This window comes from Nocardioides sp. NPDC023903 (assembly GCF_040639295.1).
GTDB lineage: Bacteria > Actinomycetota > Actinomycetes > Propionibacteriales > Nocardioidaceae > Nocardioides.
Genome location: NZ_JBEZZS010000013.1, coordinates 104,448 through 128,700 on the forward strand (window position 1 = coordinate 104,448; position 24,253 = coordinate 128,700).

At 69.1% G+C, this 24,253-nt stretch carries 24 protein-coding genes; 6 read left to right on the forward strand and 18 right to left on the reverse strand.

Translation table 11 applies throughout. The features are described from left to right. Positions 1-35 precede the first annotated feature (35 nt). Together AB0F44_RS15745 and AB0F44_RS15750 are read right to left on the reverse strand one after the other, a co-directional pair. Positions 36-518: a carboxymuconolactone decarboxylase family protein gene (locus tag AB0F44_RS15745; protein WP_350659421.1), complete on the reverse strand. Its 483-nt coding sequence runs from the start codon at positions 516-518 to the stop codon at positions 36-38. Beyond that, the gene (locus AB0F44_RS15750) at positions 515-1,615 is read right to left on the reverse strand and encodes a dihydrodipicolinate reductase (protein WP_357356921.1); all 1,101 of its coding nucleotides are present in this window, start codon (positions 1,613-1,615) and stop codon (positions 515-517) included. The genes AB0F44_RS15745 and AB0F44_RS15750 overlap by 4 nt, the downstream gene beginning before the upstream one ends. A 129-nt stretch (positions 1,616-1,744) precedes the next feature. Between AB0F44_RS15750 and AB0F44_RS15755 the strand changes: the two genes are divergently transcribed. Next, positions 1,745-3,391 carry a GMC oxidoreductase gene (locus AB0F44_RS15755; protein ID WP_357356923.1) on the forward strand — a complete coding sequence of 549 codons (1,647 nt, stop codon included), beginning with the start codon at positions 1,745-1,747 and terminating at the stop codon, positions 3,389-3,391. A gap of 109 nt (positions 3,392-3,500) precedes the next feature. Here AB0F44_RS15755 and AB0F44_RS15760 read toward each other — a convergent pair whose 3' ends face one another. The 4 genes from AB0F44_RS15760 to AB0F44_RS15775 all read right to left on the reverse strand — a co-directional run bounded on the left by AB0F44_RS15760 (position 3,501) and on the right by AB0F44_RS15775 (position 6,623). Then, positions 3,501-3,665: a hypothetical protein gene (locus tag AB0F44_RS15760; RefSeq protein ID WP_229788002.1), complete on the reverse strand. Its 165-nt coding sequence runs from the start codon at positions 3,663-3,665 to the stop codon at positions 3,501-3,503. 148 nt (positions 3,666-3,813) lie between these two features. Continuing rightward, positions 3,814-4,113, reverse strand: a complete 300-nt coding sequence (locus AB0F44_RS15765) for a WhiB family transcriptional regulator (protein ID WP_141802912.1) — start codon at positions 4,111-4,113, stop codon at positions 3,814-3,816. A gap of 104 nt (positions 4,114-4,217) precedes the next feature. Further along, positions 4,218-4,433 (reverse strand): hypothetical protein, encoded by a 216-nt coding sequence (locus AB0F44_RS15770; protein ID WP_357356926.1) that lies wholly within the window; start codon positions 4,431-4,433, stop codon positions 4,218-4,220. A gap of 138 nt (positions 4,434-4,571) precedes the next feature. Beyond that, entirely contained in the window at positions 4,572-6,623 is a 2,052-nt protein-coding gene (locus AB0F44_RS15775; RefSeq protein ID WP_357356928.1) for an ATP-dependent DNA helicase UvrD2, read from the reverse strand. A gap of 108 nt (positions 6,624-6,731) precedes the next feature. Here AB0F44_RS15775 and AB0F44_RS15780 point away from each other — a divergent pair, with 108 nt between their 5' ends. Beyond that, complete coding sequence (locus AB0F44_RS15780; protein ID WP_091051217.1) at positions 6,732-6,977, forward strand: mycoredoxin; 246 nt, start codon at positions 6,732-6,734, stop codon at positions 6,975-6,977. A 6-nt stretch (positions 6,978-6,983) separates the two neighbouring features. Here the strand turns inward: AB0F44_RS15780 and nudC are convergent, their stop codons facing one another. Then, on the reverse strand, positions 6,984-7,895 hold the full coding sequence (gene nudC, locus AB0F44_RS15785) for an NAD(+) diphosphatase (protein WP_357356930.1): 912 nt from the start codon (positions 7,893-7,895) through the stop codon (positions 6,984-6,986). A 37-nt stretch (positions 7,896-7,932) separates the two neighbouring features. On the opposite strand from nudC, the gene AB0F44_RS15790 reads away from it, so the two are divergent. Further along, positions 7,933-9,726, forward strand: coding sequence for a hypothetical protein (locus AB0F44_RS15790; protein WP_357356932.1), 1,794 nt, complete (start codon positions 7,933-7,935; stop codon positions 9,724-9,726). Positions 9,727-10,488: 762 nt separating this feature from the next. On the opposite strand, the gene AB0F44_RS15795 is transcribed toward AB0F44_RS15790, so the two are convergent. From AB0F44_RS15795 to moeZ, 11 genes are all read right to left on the reverse strand, one after another. After that, the gene (locus AB0F44_RS15795; protein WP_357356934.1) at positions 10,489-13,764 is read right to left on the reverse strand and encodes an ATP-dependent DNA helicase; all 3,276 of its coding nucleotides are present in this window, start codon (positions 13,762-13,764) and stop codon (positions 10,489-10,491) included. Continuing rightward, positions 13,710-16,928, reverse strand: a complete 3,219-nt coding sequence (locus AB0F44_RS15800) for an ATP-dependent DNA helicase (protein ID WP_357356936.1) — start codon at positions 16,926-16,928, stop codon at positions 13,710-13,712. Before AB0F44_RS15800 ends, AB0F44_RS15795 begins: the two co-directional genes overlap by 55 nt. A gap of 31 nt (positions 16,929-16,959) precedes the next feature. Next, complete coding sequence (locus tag AB0F44_RS15805; RefSeq protein WP_357356938.1) at positions 16,960-17,250, reverse strand: DUF1905 domain-containing protein; 291 nt, start codon at positions 17,248-17,250, stop codon at positions 16,960-16,962. Positions 17,251-17,254: 4 nt separating this feature from the next. Beyond that, complete coding sequence (locus AB0F44_RS15810) at positions 17,255-17,689, reverse strand: cupin domain-containing protein (RefSeq protein WP_357356940.1); 435 nt, start codon at positions 17,687-17,689, stop codon at positions 17,255-17,257. Continuing rightward, positions 17,670-18,368 carry a hypothetical protein gene (locus AB0F44_RS15815; protein ID WP_357356942.1) on the reverse strand — a complete coding sequence of 233 codons (699 nt, stop codon included), beginning with the start codon at positions 18,366-18,368 and terminating at the stop codon, positions 17,670-17,672. The genes AB0F44_RS15810 and AB0F44_RS15815 overlap by 20 nt, the downstream gene beginning before the upstream one ends. Before the next feature lie 82 nt (positions 18,369-18,450). Further along, complete coding sequence (locus AB0F44_RS15820; RefSeq protein ID WP_357356981.1) at positions 18,451-19,116, reverse strand: lysophospholipid acyltransferase family protein; 666 nt, start codon at positions 19,114-19,116, stop codon at positions 18,451-18,453. Beyond that, the gene (locus AB0F44_RS15825; RefSeq protein ID WP_357356943.1) at positions 19,116-19,436 is read right to left on the reverse strand and encodes an MGMT family protein; all 321 of its coding nucleotides are present in this window, start codon (positions 19,434-19,436) and stop codon (positions 19,116-19,118) included. The genes AB0F44_RS15820 and AB0F44_RS15825 overlap by 1 nt, the downstream gene beginning before the upstream one ends. A gap of 21 nt (positions 19,437-19,457) precedes the next feature. Further along, positions 19,458-20,327 (reverse strand): hypothetical protein, encoded by an 870-nt coding sequence (locus AB0F44_RS15830; RefSeq protein WP_357356945.1) that lies wholly within the window; start codon positions 20,325-20,327, stop codon positions 19,458-19,460. A 60-nt stretch (positions 20,328-20,387) separates the two neighbouring features. Continuing rightward, positions 20,388-21,014 (reverse strand): class F sortase, encoded by a 627-nt coding sequence (locus tag AB0F44_RS15835; protein WP_357356947.1) that lies wholly within the window; start codon positions 21,012-21,014, stop codon positions 20,388-20,390. After that, positions 21,011-21,301 carry a hypothetical protein gene (locus AB0F44_RS15840; protein WP_357356949.1) on the reverse strand — a complete coding sequence of 97 codons (291 nt, stop codon included), beginning with the start codon at positions 21,299-21,301 and terminating at the stop codon, positions 21,011-21,013. The genes AB0F44_RS15835 and AB0F44_RS15840 overlap by 4 nt, the downstream gene beginning before the upstream one ends. Before the next feature lie 155 nt (positions 21,302-21,456). After that, on the reverse strand, positions 21,457-22,671 hold the full coding sequence (gene moeZ / locus AB0F44_RS15845; protein ID WP_357356950.1) for an adenylyltransferase/sulfurtransferase MoeZ: 1,215 nt from the start codon (positions 22,669-22,671) through the stop codon (positions 21,457-21,459). Between the two features lie 127 nt (positions 22,672-22,798). On the opposite strand from moeZ, the gene AB0F44_RS15850 reads away from it, so the two are divergent. From AB0F44_RS15850 to AB0F44_RS15860, 3 genes are all read left to right on the forward strand, one after another. Further along, the gene (locus tag AB0F44_RS15850; protein WP_160027381.1) at positions 22,799-23,431 is read left to right on the forward strand and encodes a TetR/AcrR family transcriptional regulator; all 633 of its coding nucleotides are present in this window, start codon (positions 22,799-22,801) and stop codon (positions 23,429-23,431) included. Positions 23,432-23,517: 86 nt separating this feature from the next. Further along, positions 23,518-23,739 carry a DUF3107 domain-containing protein gene (locus tag AB0F44_RS15855; RefSeq protein WP_091052608.1) on the forward strand — a complete coding sequence of 74 codons (222 nt, stop codon included), beginning with the start codon at positions 23,518-23,520 and terminating at the stop codon, positions 23,737-23,739. A 151-nt stretch (positions 23,740-23,890) separates the two neighbouring features. Then, a complete protein-coding gene (locus tag AB0F44_RS15860; RefSeq protein ID WP_357356953.1) occupies positions 23,891-24,202 on the forward strand; it encodes a hypothetical protein in 312 nt (103 codons plus the stop codon). Positions 24,203-24,253 lie beyond the last annotated feature (51 nt).

Genomic DNA, 24,253 nt, shown 5'->3' on the forward strand with positions numbered 1-24,253 from the left:
CCGAAATTCTGCATCACCTGAATGTCAGCGCCGTGTTACCTCCCGGACGGCAGGACGCAGGCGGTGTCGAGGCCCAGAACGTGGTTGAGGCGGCCGAACGCCAGCCACGAGCCGAGGCACATGCTGAGCTCGACGATCTCGGCATCGGTGTAGTGGGCCGACATCCGATCCCAGAAGTCCTGGTCGATGCCATGGTGGTCGATCGCATAGCGCTCGGCGAACTCGGCGGCGAGCCGGGTGCGATCGTCGAAGGCGTCGGTCGTACGCCACTGCTCGACCGCCTCGGCGAACGACTCCTCGACCTTCTCGCCGTCTCGTTCAGTGCGCCAGTCGAGGCAGAAGACGCAGCCGTTGATCTGCGCGATCCGCAACCGGGCGGCCTCGAACTCGCGGAGCCCGAGCGTGGTGTGCTCGTAGACCGCTAGCGAGAGACCGGCGGCGGCCGGGCCGATGCCGGGGACCATCTCGCCCCAGACGTACGCGATGGGGTCCTTGTCCTCGGGGACATCGATGATCATGCGGTCGCACCTTCCTGGGCGACCTTGGCCGCACCGAGCTTGCCGGTCGCCGGACGAAGCGGGACGTCGAGCGCGTCGTAGAGGCCGGGAGCCGAGTCGACGAGCCACTCGATCGCGCCGACGAGCCGTCCGACCGCGGTGGCGTTGCCGCCCGCCGCCCGGTTGCCGGCCTTGTCGGTCGCCTCGACCGTCACCTCGATCCGCGGGTCGCCCTCGATGATCACCCGGTGGGCACCGTCGCCATCGGGTGGCGTCGGCCAGTGCGGGGCGCAGGAGGGATGGATGCGGGTGACGTGCTCGACGACGATGAGCGGCTCACCGGCGACGATGCCCTGGACCTCGAAGCGGACCGCACCCTGGGTGCCCTTCTCGAAGTCGCCCATCGACGCGGTGGCCACCGTCTCGTCCAGCGGCAGCCGCTCGACGGTCTCCCGGATCTCGTCGAGCTCGACCTCGAGGGCCCGGGCCAGCAGCCTGACCTGGCCGCCCCACACCATGGTCGGGACGGTCTCCGCGAGCATCGGGGCGTCGTAGTCCATCGGCTGGCCCATCCCGACGAGATAGCGGACGGAGTCGGGCTGGTCGTAGGTCGAGTAGTCGAAGATCTCCTGACACCGGACGACGTCCACGGTGCTGCCCAGGCCGCTGACGAGCAGCGGCAGCACGTCGTTGGCCCACCCGGGGTCGACACCGGAGACGAAGAGGGACCCGCTGCCCTCAGCGATCGCGGCCAGCACCGGCTCGCGCATCTCCGGAGGGGCGTTGCGCTGGTCGTAGAGCGCGTAGAGGGCGGGCGTGACCACCACGGCCCCGGTCCCGAGCGCTCGCACGATGTCGGCGAGGGCCTCGTCCGGTCGGATGTCGCCCGATGCTGCGTACACGACCGCCTGCGGACGTGTCGCGAGCACCGCGTCGATGTCGTCGGTGGCGGCGACGCCGAGGTCACGGCCGAGATCCGCGAGGTCGCCCGCGTCCCGGCCGACCTTCTCGGGGTCGTGGACGAGCACGCTCGTCAGCTCGAGTCGTGGATGTGCGTCGACCGCGCGGATGGCGAGTCGACCGATGTTTCCCGTGCCCCAAACGCATGCGCTGACCATGCGATCTCCCTTGCCGGTTGCCCTGGTTGGTTTGCGTTGCCGGTTTGCGCGAATGTTGCGAAACCTGTGACACCCCCACCGGCATACTAGAACATGTTCTAGCAATCAGTGATGAAAAGGGAGGTCATCTTGAGCAACACACCACGAGAGGACAGGTCGCGAGGCCTGTCACGCCGAGGATTCGTGCTCGGCGCGGGCTCACTGGCTGGTGTCGGGATGCTGGGAGGAGCATTCGGAGCCAGCCCGACTTGGGCATCAGCCGCAGCGTCGTCGATCGGCAACGGCGCGCAGGTCCCGGTGCTGGTCATCGGCACCGGCTACGGCGGCTCGGTCGCGGCCCTGAGGCTGGCCCAGGCCGGCATCAACGTCCACATGGTCGAGATGGGCCAGGACTGGGCAACAGTCGCACCAGGGAGCGACGGCAAGATCCATCCGAAGATCACCAGCCCGGATCACCGCGCCTTCTGGATGCGTACGCGGACCAAACAGCCGCTCAGCAACTTCCTCGGGTTCCCCATCGACAAGGACATCACCAAGCATGCCGGCATCCTCGATGCCGAGGACTTCGCCGGGATCTCCGTCTACCAGGGACGCGGCGTCGGTGGCGGCTCGCTCGTCAACGGAGGCATGGCCGTCACGCCGAAGCGGGAGAACTTCGGAGCCGTCCTCCCCTCGGTGGATGCGGCGGAGATGTATTCCACCTACTACCCGCGGGCCAATGCCGCCCTCGGCGTCGGATCCGTCGACCCCGCCTGGTTCGAACGGACCTCCTACTACCAGTACTCACGCGTGGGCCGGAAGCACGCTCAGCGCTCAGGCTTCGCGTGGACGTTCGTCCCGGACGTGTACGACTGGAACTACATGATGGCCGAGGACAACGGCAGCGTCCCGAAGTCGGCGCTGGCCCAGGAGGTCATCTACGGAAACAACTACGGCAAGAAGACGCTGCCGAAGACGTACCTCGCCCAGGCCGCCGCCACAGGCAAGGTCACCATCTCCTCTCTGCACCGGGCCACCTCGGTCCGGCCCGCGGCAGCCGGCGGCTACGACGTCGTCCTGGAACAGATCAACACCGCCGGCGACGTGGTGGCGACGAAGACGGTCAATGCGGGCAAGGTGTTCTTCGCGGCCGGCAGCGTCGGTACGAGCAAGCTGCTGGTGAAGCTGAAGGCGACGGGCGCGCTGCCCGCGCTGAACGGCGAGGTCGGCCAGGGATGGGGCGACAACGGCAACGTGATGGTCGGGCGCGCCAACCACATGTGGGACCCGACCGGTGACGTGCAGTCGACGATCCCGTGCTCGGGCATCGACAACTGGGACGCCGGCGGCGCCTTCGCCGAGGTCGCGCCGCTGCCTGCCGGTCTCGAGACGTTCGCGTCCTTCTATCTCGCGATCACCAAGACCCAGCGCCGGGCGGCGTTCAGCTACAACTCGGCCACGGGCAAGGTCGACCTGTCGTGGCAGACCGCGTGGAAGCAGGACTCCATCACGATGGCGAAGACGATCTTCGACAAGATCAACAGGACGGAAGGGACGATCTACCGGACCGACCTCTTCGGCACCAACAAGATCTGGGGCGACCACCTGACCTACCACCCGTTGGGCGGCGCCGTCCTGAACAAGGCGACGGACAACTACGGCCGGCTGCACGGTTACAACGGTCTCTACGTCATCGACGGCTCGCTCATTCCGGGCAACACGAGCGTCAACCCGTTCGTCACGATCACCGCCCTCGCGGAGCGGAACATCGAGAGGATCATCGCCACCGACCTCTAATCGATCGCGGCAAAAACATTGGACCGGCCAGTCCGAGGGTTTCTCGGACTGGCCGGTCATCTTCCACACCCGCGATCAGAGGGGTGAGGTCTGGGGTCCCATCCGGGACTTACAGCGCGCGGGCAAGAGCCAGCTTCGCCTGGACGGCGGCTCGCTCGGCCTTGCGGCCCAGGCGAGCGGCCTTGACGAGGGCATGTCCTCGCCGCAGTTCACGCGCCTCTCCCAGGCGCGCGGACATTTGCGCGCGCGCCAGGTCTTCGTAAAGCAAGTTCATCTGAGTGCTCCGTACTCGGTTGGTGTTCATGTCTTTTTCGATCTCCTGCTGGTCAGCGGGCTCCGGCGCCCATGGTCATCACGATCGGGTTCATGGCTGTTGGCCTTTCGTCGTTGAAACGGCTGCTGTTGTTGAGGTGTTCGGTCGTTCAGGCGGCGTCCTTGCGGGGCCGGCCACGGGGCCGCTTGCGGGGGATCACCTTCCCCTGCAGGAGCAGCTGGCCGCCCCAGACGCCCCAGGGCTCACGCCGGTCGAGAGCGCTGGCGAGGCAGAGCGGCTGCACGGGGCAGGTCGCGCAGAGCGCCTTGGCGAACTCGACGTCGGCAGGGGACTCGGCGAACCAAAGCTCCGGGTTGTTGACCCGGCAGGGCAGCTGGTCCTCGTCGTAGCGGTTGGCGCGGTCGTGGAGAACGCCGAGAGTGACCTCGGGCTCGAGAATGCTGGTCATATGTACACCTCCTTTGTGACTGATCGCGGGTTTTGAGAAACAGAAAGGCCGCGGATCCCGGGTTTCGGGTTCCGCGGCCTGGAGGCTGCTGTGACTACGTGGTTCTACGTAGTCGGACAGCTCCAGGCTCGAATCCCGTGGGACTTGACCTTGATGGCATCCGCCTGCGGGGACACGAGTCCCTCGAAGCGCGTGCCGTAGCCAGCGCCCATAAAGGCACCGGCAGCCGGGGTGGCCCAGGTCGGGCAGGACAGCTCGGGGTGGCCGCACGCGGACATGGCGATGCCATTGATCGGCGTCTGGTTCGAGTTGATCTTCACTGGGGCCACCTCCTTCGGGGCTGTCGGGCGCGCCTCAACGGCGCGCGGCTTTACTTGATGAAAGAACAGTAACCGGCCGGGCAGGTCGGCCGCAAACGATTAAACCCGTTGATTTCGACGAATTTCCGTGAAGGACTTTTAGGCCTCGGCGGAGATCACCTGAAGGACTTCCGAGCCGTACGTCTCCACCTTGCTGCGGCCGATGCCGGCGATGCGCTGCAGATCCTGGAGGGTGCCCGGCTTCTGCTCGGCGATCTGCTCCAGCGTCGCGTCGGTGAAGACCACGAACGCCGGCTTGCTGATGGCCTCGGCGGTCTCCTTGCGCCACTGCTTCAGCCGGCCGTAGAGCTCCTCGTCGTAAGGCGCGTCGCAGCCCTCGTGACGGCCCATCCGCTTCTCGGCGGCCGAGCCCAGCGGACCGCCGCAGGCCTTGCACATCCGCGCCTTGCCGGAGCCGGGGCGCCGGGTCGGCGCCGCGGACCGAGCCGGCCGCAGCGGGTCGAGGAACCGCGACGGCCTGCGCCGCGCGGCCTGGCCCGGCTGGCGTGCCAGCGCCCAGGACAGGGTCAGGTCCACCCGCGCCCGGGTGAGGCCGACGTAGAGCAGCCGCCGCTCCTCTTCGATCTCGGCCGGGGTCGGCTCCTCGCCACGGAGGATGAACGGCATCGTGCCGTCCTGGAGGCCGACCAGGAACACCGAGTCCCACTCCAGCCCCTTGGCGGCGTGGAAGGTCGCCAGGGTCACGCCCGACGGCACCGGTGCGTGCTGCTCGGCCGCGCGACGGTCGAGCTCGGCGACGAGGCCGGCCAGGTCGCCGCCAGCGGCGGAGAAGGTGCGGGCCTGGTCGATCAGCGCCTGCCACGACTCCCAGCGGTCGCGCGTCTGTCCGCGACCCTCGGGCGGCTCGGAGGTCCAGCCCATCCCGGCCAGGATCCCGTGCACCGACTCCAGCAGCTCGTCGCCGATCACGGCGCCCTGGCCGCCTCGCGCCGCGCCGCGGATCCGGGTCACCGCCTCGCGGACCTCGGGCCGGTCGAAGAACCTGGCGGCGCCGCGCAGGACGTAGGGAATCTTGCGCGCGGTGAGCGCGTCCTCGTACGCCTCCGACTGGGCGTTGATCCGGAACAGGATCGCCATCTCGTTGTAGGGCTTGCCGGACTGGTGCAGACGCAGGATCTCGGCGGCGACGCCCTCGGCCTCGGCGACCTCGTCGGGCTGCTCGACGTGCTCGACTGCCGGACCGGCGTCGCGCTGCGCCTGCAGCTGGACACCGGCGCTCGGCGTACCTTCCAGGATCTTGTTGGCGGCCTTCACGATCTGCGGGGTGGAGCGGTAGTTGCGGACCAGCTCGACCGAGGTGGCGGCAGGATGCTTCTTCGGAAAGTCACGCAGGTAGGTGGCGTCGGCGCCGGCGAAGGTGTAGATCGTCTGCGCCGGGTCGCCGACGACGCAGAGCTCGCTGCGCCCGCCCAGCCACAGGTCGAGCAGCGCCGACTGCAGCGGCGACACGTCTTGGAACTCATCGACGGTGAACCACTTGTACTGCCGCCTGACCTGCGCCGCGACGCGCTCGTCGTGCTCCAGGAGACCCGCGGTCAGGAGCAGTACGTCCTCCATGTCCATGCGCGCCTGGGTGCGCTTGACGTCCTCGTAGGCCGCATAGATGTGTCCCACCATCGACGGGGTCAGGCCGCCGACCTCCCGGCCCCGCGACTCGGCCGACTTCGGGTAGTCGTCGGGGTGGACGTTGGAGACCTTCGACCACTCGATCTCCGAGGCCAGGTCGCGCGCCTGGGCCTGGTCGACGTTGATCCGCTGGCGCTGCGCGGCCGCGCGGATGAGCGGGATCTTCGACTCGGTCAGGTTGGGCAGCTCGGTGCCGTAGACCTTCGGCCAGAAGAACCGCAGCTGGCGCAGGGCGGCGGAGTGGAAGGTACGCGCCTGGACCGCACCGGCGCCCATCCCGCGCAGCCGCTGCCGCATCTCCCCCGCGGCGCGGGTGGTGAAGGTGACCGCGAGGATCTCCTGGGGAGCGTAGACCCCGGTGGCGACGCCGTAGGCGATCCTGTGGGTGATCGCCCGGGTCTTGCCGGTCCCCGCGCCCGCCAGCACCCGGACCGGACCCCGCAGTGCCTCCGCCACCCGGCGTTGCTCAGGGTCGAGGGCGGCGAGGAGGGACTCGGGGGTCATGGGCGGGGCAGGGTTCAATTGGGAATGGCTCCTCGGGGTGGGAACGTTATGCCTTGCGGGTCAAGACTATTGGCTCGCACCGACAGTTCTGATGAGGAGAGCCCCCCAATGAGCAGCTTCACGATGTACACCACACCCTGGTGTGGATACTGCCAGCGACTCAAGGGTCAGCTCGGCCGTGAAGACATCACCTTCGACGAGGTCGACATCGAGCAGGTCCCCGAGGCCGCGCAGATCGTCGAGCAGGTCAACGGCGGCAACCAGACGGTCCCGACCCTCGTCTACGCCGACGGCACCGCGATGACCAACCCGTCGATCGCTCAGGTCAAGGCGAAGCTCGCCGAGCTGGTCTGACGCGGGTCACCACGAGCCGGGAAGCTCCCCGCCGTACCACTCCTCGACCAGCGAGCGGCTGATCGAGATGCCGCTGGGCAGCTTGATCTCACCGCTCTCCGCGACCGCGGCGAGTTCCGCGCGGGTGAACCAGCGCGCCTCGCGGATCTCGTCCTCGTCGACCGTGATGTCGGTCGACACCGCACGCGCGAAGAAGCCGAGCATCAGGCTGGCCGGCAGCGGCCAGGGCTGGTTGCCGAAGTAGTCGACCTGCCCGACGCGTACGCCGACCTCCTCGGCGACCTCGCGACGCACCGCGTCCTCGAGCGACTCCCCCGGCTCGACGAAGCCGGCTAGGGTGGAGAAGTTGGGCGCGGGCCAGCGGGTGTGGTTGCCGAGCAGGCATCGCTCATCATCGCTCCCGGGCTCCCCCGACGTCACCAGCATGATCACCGCCGGGTCGGTGCGCGGGAAGATCACGTGTCCCTCCGCGCAGGCCAGCTCGTGACCGGCCGCGCGGGGTTCGAGGGCGCCGCCGCACCTGGAGCAGAACCGGGTCGCCCGGTGCCACTCGGCCAGGCCGATCGCGTGCATCAGGAAGCTCGCCTCGGTCGTATCGGCGAGCAGCGCGGGGAAGAGCCCGCGCAGGTCACGCCATGTCTCGCCGGCCTCCTCGCGACCGGTGAGCACGGCGAAGCGGGCGCCTTCCGCGGTGTCGCCGAGGAGCAGCCGGATCCCCTCCGGAGAAGCCTCCGGCGTACGCCACCTCACTCCGGTCTCGCCCGACGGCTCGACCCTGTTGCCGGCGACCACGAGGACCCTCGTCGTCTCCTCCAACCAGGCCTTCTCGACCCAGCCGTCGTCGGCGCGCAGATGGCCGGACCGGTCGTGGGGATCCTGAATGATTCGCAGATGGATGGGCAGCTTCGGGGAGTCCACCCGTCAGAGCCTATGAGGTGGGTATAAGTTCCGCCGCGTGGATCGGTTCTGGCGCATCGCCGCTGTCGTCTCCGTCGTGGTCGCTCTGGCGATCAACGTCTACATCGCCTGGGGCTCCAACCTCTCGTTCATGTACGACGAGATCGGCACCGTCATCCATGGACGGACCGTCCTCGGGCTCGACTCACCGCAGCTGAACACCCCCGGCTACTACCCCGGGTGGGGCGTGCTGCTGGCGCCGTTGTGGCTGGTCACGTCCAATGTCTTCACGTTCTACCAGATGGCGATCGTCGTCGGCCTGGTGATCAGCATGCTCACGATCTGGCCGCTGGCCCGGGTCGCGGTGCGGCTCAGCGGGGTCACTCCGGCGCAGGGCGTGGTCGCCGGCGCCATCGTGATCGCCCTGCCGCCCCGCGCGATTCAGGCCGACTACATCCTCTCCGAGCGGCTGATCACGCTGCTCGTCGTCCTGGCGACCCTGGCGGCGTTCCGGCTCTGGGATAAGCCGACCTATCGCGGCGTACTCCTGCTCAGCCTGCTCACCGGGCTCGCGCTCTTCTCCCACGCCCGGATGCAGGTCTTCGTCGCCGCGGTCGCGCTGTGGCTGATCTTCTTTTTGGTACGCAAGTGGCAGATCGCCCTCGTCGGGTTGGTCGCCACCGGCGTGCTCGCCGTGGTCGCCAACAAGGCCGCGCTCTGGTTCCACGCGCAGCTGGTGCCGTGGAACTTCATCCAGGCGCAGGGCTTCTTCGACAAGGTCGTGCAGGCCAACCGGCGGTACTGGGTCGACACCTTCGCAGGCGAGGCCTGGACGCAGATGATCGGGAGCTTCGGCGTCGTGGTCGTCGGCCTCGTCGTGGTGACCGCCCTGTTCTGGAAGGAGCTCCGCTCGCGTCAGGTGGGGCCGGCTGGGTTCGTGCTGATCGCGGCCGGGTCGATGTACGTCCTCAGCTGCCTGAACTGGGGCAACGAGTACTCGCTGTTCACCATGGAGTGGCGGCGCTTCGACTACTGGATCTACGGGCGCTACATCGACCCGGTCTTCGCGGTCCTCGTGCTGGCCGGGGTGTGCGCCGCGATCCAGGCCGTACGCTCCCGGGCGGTCCTCGTCTGGACCTGGGTGATCGTCGCCGGGATCTCGCTGGTGACGATCCTCGTCGTCGCCCCCGACGCCCCCACCTGGGCCTACACCACCCCGGCGCACATCCCGGGCGCGATCCCGTGGTGGTGGGCGCTTCCGGACGGAGAGTTCCCGCAGCCGGGGCCGATCCCGTCGTTCACCAACGACAACCGCTTCTGGCTGATCGCGACCCTGTGCTCCCTGGTTCCGCTGGCGATCTGGACGCTCCTCGCCGCCCTCTCCCGGTTCAGCCCGCGGCTGGGTGACCGGGTCCGCTCGGTCGTCGTCACGGCGCTCGTCCTCGTCGTTGGCACCGCCGGATCTGCCGTCGCCGACGTCGCCTCCGACGAGTTCCACGACCGCTTCGACCACGCCACCCCGGTCGTCGACGACCTGCGCTCGATCCTCGCCGAGCACCCCGACGCGGTCGTCGCCTACGACGACAACTGCCCCCGCCGCCCCTCGGCGATGAACTCCGAGCGCAACTGGCTGATGTGGTGGATGCTCCCCACGATCGTCGAGCGCGAGTGGGAGTGGGGTGACGACATCGTCTTCTCCTGCCCGGACGGCGAGCCGGCGTACGTCACCGGAGCGGTGATGCTGCGCGAGCGGCCCTTCCCGTATGCAACTGTCTGGATCCTGCCCGGTGATCTGCTCGACTCGTTGCGTGAGTCGGGTGAGTTGCCGGAGGTTGCGCGGACGGTGAAGTAGCTTTCGGCTGCTCGCCGCGTGGGTTCGGTTGGGGTCTTGGTCTGGCGTTTGGATGGGGCCGATTTCTCTGGCTGGGCTGGGCCGCCGACCCGTTCTTCGAGAGTCTCTCGATCTGGACCGGCGTCAAGGACGCCCTTCGGGCGCCGGCTTCGCCGGCCGCTTCGCGGTCCTGGACTCCGGACCAGATCGAGAAAAGATTTGGCTGGCTATCGGGGCGGCGGCCCGGGTGTGGCCACGGCACACTCACCCACGGAAGGTGACCGATCCACGCCTACAGCAGACAAGGGGGTCTCCGAGTGGAAGAAAAATTTCTTCCACTCGCCAACCCCACCCCCGACCGAGGCGGCCTGTGCGGCGAACGAATTTTCGTTCGCCCACCAACCCTCCCGCGGCGAACGGGTTCTGAGCGGAAGGAAAATTCCTTCCCCCAAGCCTCCCGCCTCCAGGTGGTCGCCACGCGCCGAACGAAAATTCGTTCGCCTCCCCGACCCCGCCCGCCGAACTGGCCTCCGGACGGAAAGAAAATTCCTTCCACCGGCCGGCCCGACCACCCAAACTCCCAATCCCCCGCCCAACCCAAACCCCCGCACCAAACCCCTGCCGCCGACCCGATAACCAGCCAAAATTCTCAACGGATCCCGGTGTCAAGGATCGCCGCAGGCGACCGGCGAAGCCGGCGGCCGAAGGCCGTCCTTGACTCCGGGAACCGTTGAGAACACCCTCCCCGAAAGGGTCGGCAGCAACCAGTCCCCCGAAAACGGGTCAGCGACCCCCGCCCAAGATCCTCTCCAACTCCTCCCGACCAGGAAGAGCAGAAGGCTCGACGAGCTTCCCAGAGCGTACGTAGTAGAAGGCAGCCCGAACCCGAGACAACGGCACCCCCATCAACTCAGCCCACCCAAGCCGGTAAAGAGCCAGCTGGAGCGGATCGGCGTTCTGGGTCTGGTTGGTCTTCCAGTCCACGATCAGGAAGCTCCCGTCAGGCTCCTGGTAGACCGCGTCGATGCGCCCACGCACGACCTGACCTGCCAGGACGATCGCGAAGGCCGCCTCGACCCGGTACGGCGGGCGGTCGGCGAACGGGCCCTGTTCGAAGGCGGCGATGACCTCCTCGAGACCGGACTCGTCCTCGATGCCGTGGTCGGCGCGACCGGGCAGGTCGTCGGGGTCGAAGAGGTCCTGCTGGCCGAAGCGGGCCTCGACCCAGGCGTGGAACCGGGTGCCGAAGCGGGCCTGGGAGGAGGGCTTGCGGGGCATCGGGCGAACCAGGTCGGCGGCGAAGCCGAGCGGGTCGTCGCGCAGCTTCGACATGGCGGTGGCCGACAGCGACGAGGGCAGGGGTACGACCACCTCCGGAGCGCGCTCGCGCTCCGCCTCGGTGAGCAGGCGCTCGATCTCCTCGTCCCACTGGTTCACCGTCTCGAGCAGGGTGAGGTCCTCGAGGTCGTCGGGCCCCGGGCCCACCTCCCGAACCAGCCTGGCCGCCTCGAGGCGGCGCTCCACCTCGGGGGTGTGGTGGTTGATCGGCCAGGGCAGGTCGACCTCCTGCGCGGCGTAGGGATTGTCCTCCTCGCCCTTCACGACAACCTCGGCCCACCGATCGGGCTTGGCGCCCCACTGGAGCAGCGCCTCGCGGGTCTTCTCCACGTAGACCGACGGCCCGCGGCCCTCCTTCAGTGAGGGCGACCAGCGCCAGCATGAGACGAACTGGATGTGGCGAGCCCGGGTCCAGGCGACGTACGCGAGCCGGAGCTCCTCGACGCGCTCGTGCTCCTTGCGCTCGGCGAGGAGCTCGTCGATCGAGTCGGCGTCATGGCCCTGGAGCTGCGGCAGGTCGTCGCGGTCGCCGCGGAGCGCGGCCGGCATCACCGAGGGGACGGTCAGCCACGACGAGCGCGTCTGGCCGGTGGGGAACTTCTTGTGGGTGACCCCGACCAGGAAGACGACGTCCCACTCCAATCCCTTGGCGCGGTGGACGGTGAGCAGCTTGACCGAGTCGGCCTCCGAGGGCGTGGCGACGTCGAGACCCTGGCCGTATTCGTCCTCCGCCTCTAGGTAGGCCAGCAGAGCGGCGAGGGTGACCTGGCCGTCGAGGCCCTCGAAGTCGGCGACCGCCTGGACGAAGAGGTCGAGGTTGTCGCGCCTGGCCGAAGCCGCTGGGGAGACCGAGGCAGCCAGCTCGACGTCGATGCCGGTGACGTCGATAATCCGCCGGACCAGGTCGAGGAGCGGCTCGTTGACCGCGCGCCGCAGACTGCGGAGCTCGTCGGCGAGAAGCTTGAAGCGCTCCCTGGCCTGCGGGGAGTAGTCATAGTCGGCCGCGTCGCCGGGATCCTCCAGCGCGTCGTTGAGCGAGGGGATCTCGGTGGGGTCGGTGCCCTCGACCGCCGCCTCCAGCTGCCGCTCGATGTCGGCGAACTCCTCCGCGCCACCGACGACGCCGGCCAGGTCACGTGACCTGCGGCCGAGGATAGCCAGGTCGCGCGGGCCGATCGCCCAGCGTGGACCGGCGAGCAGCGTGAGCAGCGCGGCGTTGGCGGTGACGTCGTGGAGCAACTCCATGGTGGCCACGACCTCGGCCACCTCGGGCAGCCGGAGCAGCCCCTTCAGACCGACGATCTCGACCGGGATCTCGCGTGCGGTGAGCGCGTCGAAGACCGCTGCCGCCTGCGAGTTATCCCTGGTCAGGACACCGATCTCCTTCCACTCCCCGACGGCCTCATGGGCCTCGATCACCTTGTCGGCGAGCCAGAGCAGCTCTTCGTCGTACGTCTCGTGGACATGCACCCGCACCTCACCGTCGCGCGCCCCGTCTGCGGCGACAAGGCGTTCCTTCTCACGGCCCTCGTAGAGCTGGGCGGCCAGATGGTTGGCGGTGTCGAGGATGCGTGCGTCGGAGCGGCGGTTGACGGTCAGGGAGTACGCGGGGCTTCTCCCGTCCTTCGTCGGGAAGTCGCGGCCGAACTCGAGGATGTTGCTCACCGAGGCGCCGCGCCAGCCGTAGATCGCCTGGTTGGGGTCACCGACGGCGGTCACGGGGTGTCCGTCGCCGAAGAGGCGGGCGAGCATCTGGGCCTGGGCGACCGAGGTGTCCTGGTATTCGTCGAGCAGCACCACCTTGAACTTCCCGCGCTCGATCTCACCGACCTCGGGCGTCTCCACGGCCAGCCGGGCGGCCAGCGCGATCTGGTCGGAGAAGTCCATCAGCCCGAGTCGGTCCTTGAGCCGCCGGTAGCCGTCGACCAGGTCGAGCAGCTCGTAGCGCTTGTCGATCGCGTCGATCGCCTTCTCGACCTTGGTCAGCTTGGTCTTGACCCGCTTCCCGTCGGCCAGCTGGGCGTTGAGGTCGGCCACCTCGAGCGCGAACAGCGACCGCTCGTTGCGGTCGTAGGCCCGCAGCCTGGCCGGGTCGACGAGGTGCTCGGAGAGCTCGGAGTCGAGCGCGAGCAGCTGCTGGACGGCAAGCTTCGGGTAATCGGTCAGCTTGTCCACCGGATTGGTGTGCCGAGCCACGGCCCGAGCCGCGAGCTGGTAGCGGGTCGCGTCGGCGATCAGCCGGGTGTCGGGCTCGTGGCCGATCCGCAGCCCGTGCTCAGAGAGCAGGCCGGAGGCGTAGGAGTGGTAGGTCGCGACCGTCGGCTCGGTGGGCTCGTCCTCGTCCTCGCCGGGCCGCGGTGGGCCTTCGCGCCGTTCGGGCCACAGCCCCGCCTTCTGCAGCGACTCCCGGATCCTGGTGGCCAGCTCGGCGGTCGCCTTCGTGGTGAAGGTCAGACCGAGCACCTCCCCGGGAAGTACACGGCCGGTGGCGACCAGCCAGACGACTCGGGCCGCCATCACCGCCGTCTTGCCGGATCCGGCGCCGGCGATCACCACGGCCGGCTCCAGCGGAGCCGTGATCGCGCGGAACTGCTCCTCGCTGTAGAGCCAGTCGTGGCCCATCAGCTTGGCGAGCTCTTCGGGGGTCTCGACCTTCATCGCCGGGTTCATGACAGCACCGATCCCGAGGTCTGCGCCGGGCAGAGGGCGACGAACTGGCACCGGTCGCACTGCTTGCCCGGCCTGGCCACGAACTCCTCGGCCCGGACCGTCGCCACGGCCTTCTCCAGCTGGGTGATGATCTCGGGCGGCTCGGGTGCCTGCACCTGCACCTTCGGCAGCTCGCTCCCCGAACCCGCGGGATGGCGCAGCTGGATCAGCTCCGCGCCACCGGACGTCGCGTCCGGCGCCAGCGACGAGGCCGCGCCGTGCTCCACCGCCAACTGGTAGAGGCCGAGCTGGCCGTGCTCCTTGACCTCCTGCGCGGTGGGCGGATACTTCCCGGTCTTCAGGTCGACGACGACGATCCGGCCGCTCTCGTCGAGCTCCAAACGGTCGGCATAGCCGTTGAGCCGCACCGTCTCCCCGCTGGGCAGCGAGACCTTCGCGGTCAGCTGCTCCTCGAACCCGATCACGGTCCGCGCGCCGGGGCGCCGGTGCCAGGTCAGGAACCTGGCCAGCACGTCCCGGACCGCCTCGCGCTCGCGGGCCGCGGACCAGGGCGTACGGAACTCCAGGCGGCCCCAGACCTCGTCCACGAACGGCATCAGGTCCTCGACGGTGGCGGCGTCGAGGTCGCCGCGGGCGAGCTGCTCGGCGATCGCATGCACCACCTTGCCGAACCCCTGGCTCGAGGAGTCGGTGACCGCGCCACCCGCCTCCCGGGCCAGGAACCACTGCGCAGGGCAGGTCAGGATCGCCTCGAGCGCCGACGCGCTCAGCGTGATCGGACGGTCCTTGGGGCGCACCGCGGCCGAGGCGTACGTCGGGGCCCGTAGCCCCCACCAGGTCGACGGATCGGCGGCGAGCGCGATCCGCTTGCCGCGCACCTCGGTGGCGGCCAGCTTCTGCAGCCTTCTCGCCGCCGCCTCGCGCAGCGCTTCGGGCTGGGCCGGATCCGCCGCGGTGCGGCGCAGCTCGGCGACCAGACCGGCCAGCGACAGCGGTCGCGCCGGCCTGCCGACCCGGTGACGGATCTGGTCCTCGCGCAGGCCGAGCTCGTTGATGAACCGCGACGGCTGGTCACCGTCGTCGTCGGGCGACTTCACCGCGGTCACGATCAGCCGGGAGCGGGCGCGGGTGGCGGCGACGTAGAAGAGCCGGCGCTCCTCGGCGAGCATCGCCGAGCGGGTCAGTGGCGGCAGCAGCCCGCCGTGACGGCCATCCGGCATCGCCGGGGCGATCCGGTCGGGGCCGAGGAGAGAGTCGCGCCGGCGCAGGTCTGGCCACGCGCCCTCCTGGACGTGAGCGACGACCACGAGGCCCCACTCCAGCCCCTTGGAGCGGTGGGCAGTGAGCAGCCGCACCGCCGAGCCGCGTACGCCCTTGTCTGCCAGGGTGTCGGCCGGGATCTCCTGGGCACGGAGCGTGGCGAGGAAGGTCTCCACCGAGGTGAACTCCTGACGGCCCTCGATCTTGGCGGCGGTGTCGAAGAGCGCCACGACCGCGTCCAGGTCGCGGTGGGCCAGTCGCGCCGCCGCACCACCCGACTCCACCTGCGCCCGAAGCCGCTGCCCCCAATCGGCACCGTCCCACAGCGTCCACAGCACCTGCTCCGCCCCGGCCCCCACCTTCAGCGCGGCCCGCGCCTCGGCGAGAAGGGCCGCGAGCCGGCGTACCCGCCCCAGCACCCGCTCCTCGCCCTCCCCGGTCTCCTCCGGGTCGAGCAGCGACGGATCGAGCACGGCACGACGTACGAGATCGTGCGCGGCGACGTCGGGGAACCTCGCTCGCAGAGTGCGGGTGAGCGCGCGGACGTCGGTGGCGTCGAGGCCGCCGAGAGGACCGGTGAGCAGCTCCTCGCAGCGGTCAGGACGTACGTAGCGTTCGTCGAGGTCCGACTCGACGTCGGCGTCGACGACGACCCCGAGCGCGTCGAGGAGGACAGCGGCGGCGGGCTCGCGGACCAGCGGGGTCTCGTCGGCGGCGACCTCGACCGGCACGCCGGCGGCGGTCAGCGACCGGCGCAGCTGCGGGATCGAGGTGCGGCCCGAGCGCACCAGGACCGCCATGTCGGACCAGTCGATGCCGTCCTCGAGATGCGCCCGGCGGAGCAGGTCGGCGATGTGCTCGGTCTCGGCGCGGTCGGTGTCGAAGGTGAGCACCTCGGCCCGGCCGGGGTCCTGGGCCAGCGGGTGCGGGTTGCGGAAGGTGTCGTAGGCCGCGGCCGGGATCGAGCCGCGCACCGAGATCCCGGCGGCGATCGACCGCGAGGCCCGCAGCAGCCGCGATCCGAACCGGCGGGTCGTCCCGAGCGCCACCACCGGCGCGTGCCGGCGCTCCCGGGTCAGGAACTGCGAGGGGAAGTCGAGGATCCCGTTGACGTCCGCACCCCGGAACCCGTAGATCGACTGATCGGGGTCACCCACCACGATCAGGTCGCGCCCGTCGCCGGCCAGCGCCTGCAGCAGCGCGACCTGGCTCGGGTCGGTGTCCTGATATTCGTCCACGAACACGCAGGCGAACTCGGCCCGGAGCTCGGCCGCGTGCCGCTCGGCCTCGATCACACCGCGCATGATCAGGTCGGGGTAGTCGATCGCCGACTGCGCACCGAGCACGTCGAGATACTGCTCCAGGAACCACCCGGCCGCGACGAACTCCTCGATGCCCTCCTCTTTGCCGAGCGTCACCAGCTGGTCGGGGTCGAGCCCGCGCTCGCGCGCCCGCGCGATCACGGTCTGCACCTCGCGCGCGAACCCGCGGGTGCCGATCGCCATCCGGAACCGCTCCGGCCACCTCACCGACTCCGGGTGGTCGGCCAGCAGCTCCTGCAGCACCACGTCGGCCTCCGGCGCGGAGAGCAGGGTCAGCGGGGCGGCGTAGAGCTCGGCCGGCGCGTAGCGCCGCACCAGTCCGTAGGCGAAGGAGTGGAAGGTCGAGGAGACCGCCCCGGACAGCGTCCGTCCCAGCCGTGCGGTCACCCGGTCGCGCAGCTGCTCGGCGGCCTTGCGGGAGAAGGTCAGCGCCAGCAGCTGGTCAGGACGTACGCCTCGGTTCTCGATCCGGTCGACCACCGCCTCCACCAGCGTGGTTGTCTTGCCGGTCCCTGGTCCGGCCAGCACCAGCAGCGGTCCGCCGGGATGCTCCACGACCGACCGTTGGTGCTCGTCGAGCACCGGCACGCCGACAGCACTCGGCGGTGGGGCAAGGCGGTAGGCGACACTCACGGGACTACCCAATCAGACGGCGCCGACAGTTTCAGGCGTCGTGTCCCAACCTCATCCTCACTGCGACGACGTCGTCGAGATCGAGACCCTCCGCCTTCCGGACAACCACCTTCAACGGCAGCAGATAGGTGCCGTCCTTGGGGAAGAGCGCGGTGGTGAACGTGGTCGCGCCGATGGTGGCGGTGACGGCGACCTGGCCCCAGTACTCCAGACCCTTGGCGTCCTCCTTGAGGTCCTCGGCGTCCTCGACGGGCATCGGCACGTAGTAGAACGGCGCCGGCCCGCGCCACTCGATCACGGCTCCTTCGAACGCGTACTCCATCTCCCTACTCCGAGACGAGCTCGAAGTCGTCGAAGTCGAACCCTGGTGAGACCACGCAGGAGACGAGCGCGTCCGCGGCCGAGGGGACCGTACGCTGCCACACCCCCGCCGGCACGACAGCCTGCGGCACCTGGCCGGCGGCGACGTCCACCCCGACGAGCACGGTCTCCCCCTCGACCGGCGCCGAGCCGGCGCCACCGAACTGCAGGGACACGACACCGGTGTGCGCCAGCCAGATCTCGTCCGAGGTGACGCGGTGCCACGCGGACGACTCCCCGGCCAGGAGCCGGAAGTAGATCAAGGTCGCGGTCGGACGCACTCGCCCGTCGGGCAGGGCGACGGTCTCGGCGGCAGCCCAGGTCTGCCGGAACGCACCACCTTCGGGGTGCGGCGCGAGGTCAAGAGCGGAGGTGATGGAGTCAGCGGTCACCCGGCTCATTGTGCCGGGTCTCGTTGGCCGGGTCGTCGGGGAAGCGCGGGTCGCCGAGCAGGTACTGCCAGAAGAGTCCCGGCTCCTTGTGCGGCAACGGCTTCGGGTTACCGACCGACCGGCCCTCGACCGAATCCCAGATCGCGTCGACGGGACGGGCCACGCGGCGTACGAGCTTGCCGGTCAGGCCGGTGTGCGGGAGGTGGGGGTGCGGGCGCGAGGGCGCCCTCCGCTCAGCCACCGTCATCCGCCCCGCGACGAGGACGAGCACGTCGTCGGAGGCCTCCTCGGCGAGGTGCGAGACCAACTCCTCCTCCTTCACCTGCTGAGCGACGAGCGCCTGCTCGACCTCGCCCCACAGGGTCGGCCAATCGTGGGTGGTCTCCCAGGTGGAGCCGTACTCGTGGGCCTTCACGTGGAAGAGCAGCACCTCCAGGTGCCGCGCCGCGGGGAGGTACTCATGGACCAGAGCGGATCCGTTCTCGACGTGAGCGGAGACCGCTGGCAGCAGCGCCTCGTCCACCGCGTGCAGGTGGCGGGACGTACCGGCGTTGAACTGGTCGATCGGCGGGCAGCCCCGGCGGGTCTGCTCGGGCCTGGCGATGATGCTCCGAGCGCGGGCCAGGCGCCCAACGAGCTCGTCGTGCTTGTGTCGCAGCTCTTCCTGCAACACGGTCGTGGTGGCCATCTGCCTCACCTCGGCTGCTAGCCCGCTGATTTATCGGTCACCCTCCAGAGTGCGCCCCTTCGCGCCCCGGCGCAACAGGCAATCAGACGTCGGCGGGCCGCTCGTTGTAGACCCCGGCGACGTCCTGGCCGCTGAGCGCGGCGATCGCCTCCATGACCTCGTCGGTGAGGGCCCGGCGGGCCTTCCCGAGAGGTACGCCGTCGAACCGGCCGGCCACCTGGATCGGCTGCCCGAACTCGACCGTGACCTTCGCCAGCCGCGGCAGGCTCGACCCCACCGGCTGGAGCTCCGCGGTCCCCCGCAGGCCCACCGGCACCACGGGCACACCGGCGGTCAGCGCCAGGTGCGCCACCCCGGTCCGTCCACGGTAGAGCCGACCGTCGCGCGAGCGCGTGCCCTCCGGATAGATCCCGAACGCCTCGCCCTTGCCGAGTACCTCCAGGGCCACCTCCAGCGAGCCGATCGCGGCCTGCGGGTCGTCGCGGTCCACCGGCAGCATCCCCAGGCCTTCGAACCACGCCCGTTGGGCAGCGCCCTTGAGCCCGGTGCCGGTGAAGTAGTCCGACTTGGCCAGGAAATGCACCCGCCGCGGCGAGACCGAAGGGATCACGATCGAGTCGGCAAAGCTGAGGTGGTTGCTGGCCAAGAGCACCCCACCGGTGCGCGGGACGTTCTCTGCCCCCGTCACCGTGGGGCGCCAGACGGCCCGTAGCAGGGGTGGCACGACGGCGTGGAGGACGCGATACATCACGTGATCATCGTAGGCGGCAGCCACAGCGCCGCGCGCAGGTCCACCGCCCCCGAGACGCGGCGCGGGGTGCCCTCCTCGAGATAGGCCTGCCGAGCCTCCTCGCCGTGGGAGGCGGGGAGCGAGCCATCGGCCCGCACCACCCGCCACCACGGCATCCCCGCGCCCTCGCGCGCCATCACCGAGCCGACCTGCCGAGGCCCTCCCCCGAACTCGTCGAAGAGGGCATCGGCGATCGCGCCGTAGGTCGTCACCTGTCCACGTGGGATCTGCTCGACAAGACGCAGAACGGCTTCGACGTACGCCTCCCGGTCGGTCATGCCCGGCACATTAGCGCGGTGTCACAGGATGGGGTTGAACGGCTCCGTGCCCTCGACCAGACGCAGACCGGAGATGCCCGAGTTCGCCTGGGCGTACTTCAGCTCGAGGTCCATGTCGCCGATGTTGTTGGACCCGGCGAGCGGGAGCAGACCCAGGGTCGACAGGGTCCCGACCGCCTTGCCGTCGGCGTTCAGGAAGCCGGAGCCGGAGTCACCGGGGATGCCGGGGGTGAGGTTGTAGAGCGGGTGCGACCAGCGGGTGCCGTTGACGCTGTCACCGAGCGAGAGGCCGACCTTCGGCGAGAGCAGGTCCACGTCGGCGCGCAGCGAGGAGTTGCCGTAGGAGTAGACCTTGTCGCCGGCCACGGTGCCGTCGGTGTCGATGCCCGTCGGACCGCCCCAGATCGGCACGCTCGGGTTGACCTTGCCGGCGTCGGCGGCGTTCACCTTGACCAGGGCGAAGTCGTTGTAGGCGCAGGTGTTCTCGTCCTTGGTGCCCAGCTTCTGCATGGTCTCCCAGGAGGAGTACGCCAGCTTTCCCTTCCCCAGGACGGTGCCCTCGCTCAGCAGCGAGCCGCCCTCGTTGAACGTCACCTCGGTGCCAAGGGGGAGCGACTTGGCGGCGCAGCCGTTGGTGTCGGTGGCCTCACCGAGACCCGCACAGTGGGCGGCGTAGCCGACGTAGACGTTCGAGGCGGAGTCGGCGAAGACGAAATTGGCGGTGCACTGGGCACCATCGGTGTACATCATCACGCCCGGGGTGATGGTGGCCGTGTCGGCCGGGGCCCAGGCGTGGGCCGGAGACGGGATCAGGGCCGGGACGAGCGCGGCGGTCAGGGTGCCGGCAGCGACGGCTGCGGCGCGGCGTACGGAACGGCGTGTGCGGAGCATGTGGGGGCCTCGGTCTGTAGGTGATGTGACTCACAAGTAACGAGGCTCGACGGCTCCGGGTTACGGGACGGCCACCACCACGGTGTTGCCCTGGAACGAGGTGCCGTCCCAGTCGTCGCACGTCACCACGACCAGCCTCGGCTCGCCGTCGGGGTCGAAGAGCCGCTCGCTGCGCTTGGCGACCTGCTCCTTGGAGAGGTCGCGCACCGACCGGACGGTGTAGCTGAACTCCCCGTCCTTGGTCCGTACGACGATCTCGTCGCCCTCGTTCACCTCGCCCAGCCGGTCGAGGATGCCGCCGCCGTTGTGCAGGGTGTGGCCGACGATCAGCACCGAGCCGTCATCCGCCCCGGGCTTCGCGCCGCCCTTCCACCAGCCCATGAGCGAGGCATCGGCGGGCGGGGTGAGCGTGCCGCCGTCCATCGCCAACGGCACCACATCGGCGTGCACGTTGAGCGAGGGGATGGAGACGCCGCGTACCTTGCCCTTCTTCTTCGGCACCTCGGCCAGCGCCTCGGCCGGGATCGAGGAGGTCGTCCCCGGCGGGGTCGCGTTGCTCTTCTCCGCCTCGTCGATCTTCGTGTAGTAGTCGTAGGCGGCATAGCCGAGCACGGCGACCGCGACCACGAGGACGACGACGAAGATCTCCCCGAGGAAGGTCCTCAGGTTGGGTTGACCGTTGCTCACTCGGCCGAGCGTGCCACAGCCTCAGCCCGTTTGCGACGTACGGCCAGACCGGCGCCCGCTCCCATCAGCAGCGCACCGACCCCGGCGAAGACATAGGACGGAGGTACGCCGCGGGTCGGGTCCGCGACATTCGACTCCAGCCTCTCCGGGTCGATCGCAGAGCCTACGGCCGCGCCGGAGGCCGGCTCCGGGGCCTGGTCGCTCGCGTGGGCAGGGGCACCGAGAAGCAGTCCGCCGGCCAGGGTGGCACCGGCGAGCGTCGCGCTGAGACGAGCGCGTGTGGACAACGTCGAATCCTCCGAGGTTCGTGCATTGATGCAACTCCGCCCCCCGCAGCTGCGATCGCAAAACTATCGGTATGGCCACGCACAGATAAAGCCAGCGGCGGCCCCAGAGGAGCCACCGCTGGCCAACAGTTCAGTAATGCTCAGACTGTATTGATTCAGTACGAGGGCTGCGACGGGTCGATCTGGTTGACCCATGCCACCACACCACCGCCGACGTGGACCGCGTCCGCATAGCCGGCGCCCTTGGCGATCGCGAGCACCTCGGCGCTGCGTACGCCGCTCTTGCAGTGGAACACGAGCGGCTTGGCACCGTCGCCGGTGAGCTCGGCGACCTGCGGGATCGCGTTGCCGTTGAGGAACTCGCCCTTGGGGATCAGGACGGCGCCGGGGATCTTGTTGATCTCGTACTCGTTCGGCTCGCGCACGTCGACGAGGACGAAGTCGCGGCTGCCCTCCTCGCGCTCCTTGATCATCTCGGAGAGCTGGGTGACGGAGATCGTCGAGCCCGCCGCGGCGTCGGCCGCCTCGGTCGAGATCGCACCGCAGAAGGCGTCGTAGTCGATCAGGTCGGTGACCGTCGGGTTCTCGCCGCACAGCGCGCAGTTGGGGTCCTTGCGGACCTTCAGCTTGCGGTACTCCATCTCGAGTGCGTCGTAGATCATCAGCTTGCCGACCAGCGGCTCACCCATGCCGGTCAGCATCTTGATGGCCTCGTTGACCTGGATCGAGCCGATGGAGGCGCAGAGCACGCCCAGCACGCCACCCTCGGCGCAGGAGGGGACCATGCCCGGGGGCGGGGGCTCCGGGTAGAGGCAGCGGTAGCACGGGGCGTCGTCGGTCAGGGTCGGGGCGAACACCGAGGCCTGTCCGTCGAAGCGGTAGATCGAGCCCCAGACGTACGGGATGCCCAGGAAGTACGCGGCGTCGTTGACCATGTAGCGGGTCGCGAAGTTGTCGGTGCCGTCGACGATCAGGTCGTAGCCGGTGAAGATCTCGCGCACGTTGTCGTTGTCGAGCCGCACGTCGTGCAGCACGATGTTGACGTACGGGTTGACCTCCTTGATCGCCGCCGCGGCGGAGTCGGCCTTCGGCTGGCCCACCGTCGACTGCTTGTGGATGATCTGGCGCTGCAGGTTGGACTCGTCGACCTCGTCGAACTCGACGATGCCGAGGGTGCCGACGCCGGCCGCGGCCAGGTAGAGCAGGGCGGGCGAGCCGAGACCGCCGGCGCCGATGACCAGCACCTTGGCGTTCTTCAGGCGCTTCTGCCCGTCCATGCCGACGTCGGGGATGATGAGGTGGCGGCTGTAGCGGCGCACCTCGTCGATCGTCAGCTCGTCAGCGGGCTCCACGAGCGGGGCTAGGGACACAACTGCTCCTCAGTTCGGACGTACGTATGCCTACTTGAACACCGCAGGCACTTCTCCATGTTCCCTCATCCGTGGGCAAGGCAACGACGCGTCCCGCGATCCGAGTACCAGCGGGTAGGCTGCTGGGGTGACCACGCACCAATCCGAGCTCGACCCCACTCGACCGCGAGGGGCGCGACTGCCCCGGACGGAACGACGAGCCCAGCTTCTCGATTCCGCTCTCGAGGTCTTCGTCGCCTACGGCTTCCACGCCGCCGCGATGGATGACATCGCCGAGAGGGCCGGAGTCTCGAAGCCCGTTCTCTACCAGCACTTCCCCGGCAAGCTCGACCTCTATCTGGCCCTGCTGGAGAAGTCCGCGAACGAGATCATCGATCGCTGCCGGGAGGCCCTGGCGTCGACCGACGAGAACAAGGAACGCGTGGCCCGCTGTGTCGCGGTCTTCTACGACTACGTGGCCTCCGAGACCGGTGCCTTCCGGCTCGTCTTCGAGTCCGACCTGACCAACGACCCCGCCGTGCGCGAGCAGGTCGACCGGGTCACCAACGAGTGCGCCGAGGCGGTCGCCGAGGTCATCGCCGAGGACACCGGCTTCGCCGCCGCGGCCTCGCACCTGCTCGCCGTCGGCCTGGTCGGCCAGGCACAGGTCAGCGCCCGCTACTGGCTCCACAACAACGGCGACCTCTCCCAGGAGGACGCCGCCCGCCTTGTCGCCGGCCTCGCCTGGCGCGGCATCCGCGGCTATCCCAAGACTGATTGATTCCGCTCGTAGCGCAACGACGGGGTTCCTCACGGTCCGTGTGAGAGGATTCCGGAGCATTGATCGACCCATCGCAAGGAGGACCCGTGGAGGTCAAGATCGGCGTCCAGCAGGCCGCCCGTGAGCTCGTCGTAGAGACCGAGGAGTCCAGCGAATCGGTGGAGAAGCTCATCGCCGACGCCCTCGGCGGCGGCGCTGTGCTCGCTTTGACCGACAGCAAGGGCCGCAAGGTCATCGTCCCGACCGAGAAGCTCGCCTACATCGAGATCGGCCCGGCCAAGGTCGGCAAGGTCGGCTTCGCCGGCTGAACCACTCCGGACTGTCCTCAGGGATGGCCCTGATTCCGGTGGCGAACTTCCGGTTTTGGGCCATGTTGTCCGTGCATTCGAGTCCCAACAGGTGCAATATCAAACGATGGGCGCATTCATGGCGCCACTCACAACCTGAAGGGAAATGGGCATGATCTCTACGATCCTCGTCACCCTCATCGGCGGCGTCATCATTGGGGCCCTCGGCAAGTTCTTCGCGCCGGGCGATAAGGACAACATCCCGTTCTGGCTGACGATTGTCTGCGGTATCGGCGGCATGCTGATCGGCAGCTTCGTCTACTGGTTCATCTTCGGCCAGAACAACGGGCCGTTCGACGGCCATGCGGCCACGTGGGACAACGCAACCAACGGCATTGACTGGTGGCGTCACATCTGGCAGGTCGTGATCGCCGCCGTTCTGGTGGTCGTCGCCTCTGGTGTCACCGGAAAGTCCAAGGCCTGAGCCTCATCCAGGTCATCGCGAAGCGGTCCCGCCCCTGTGGGGTGGGGCCGC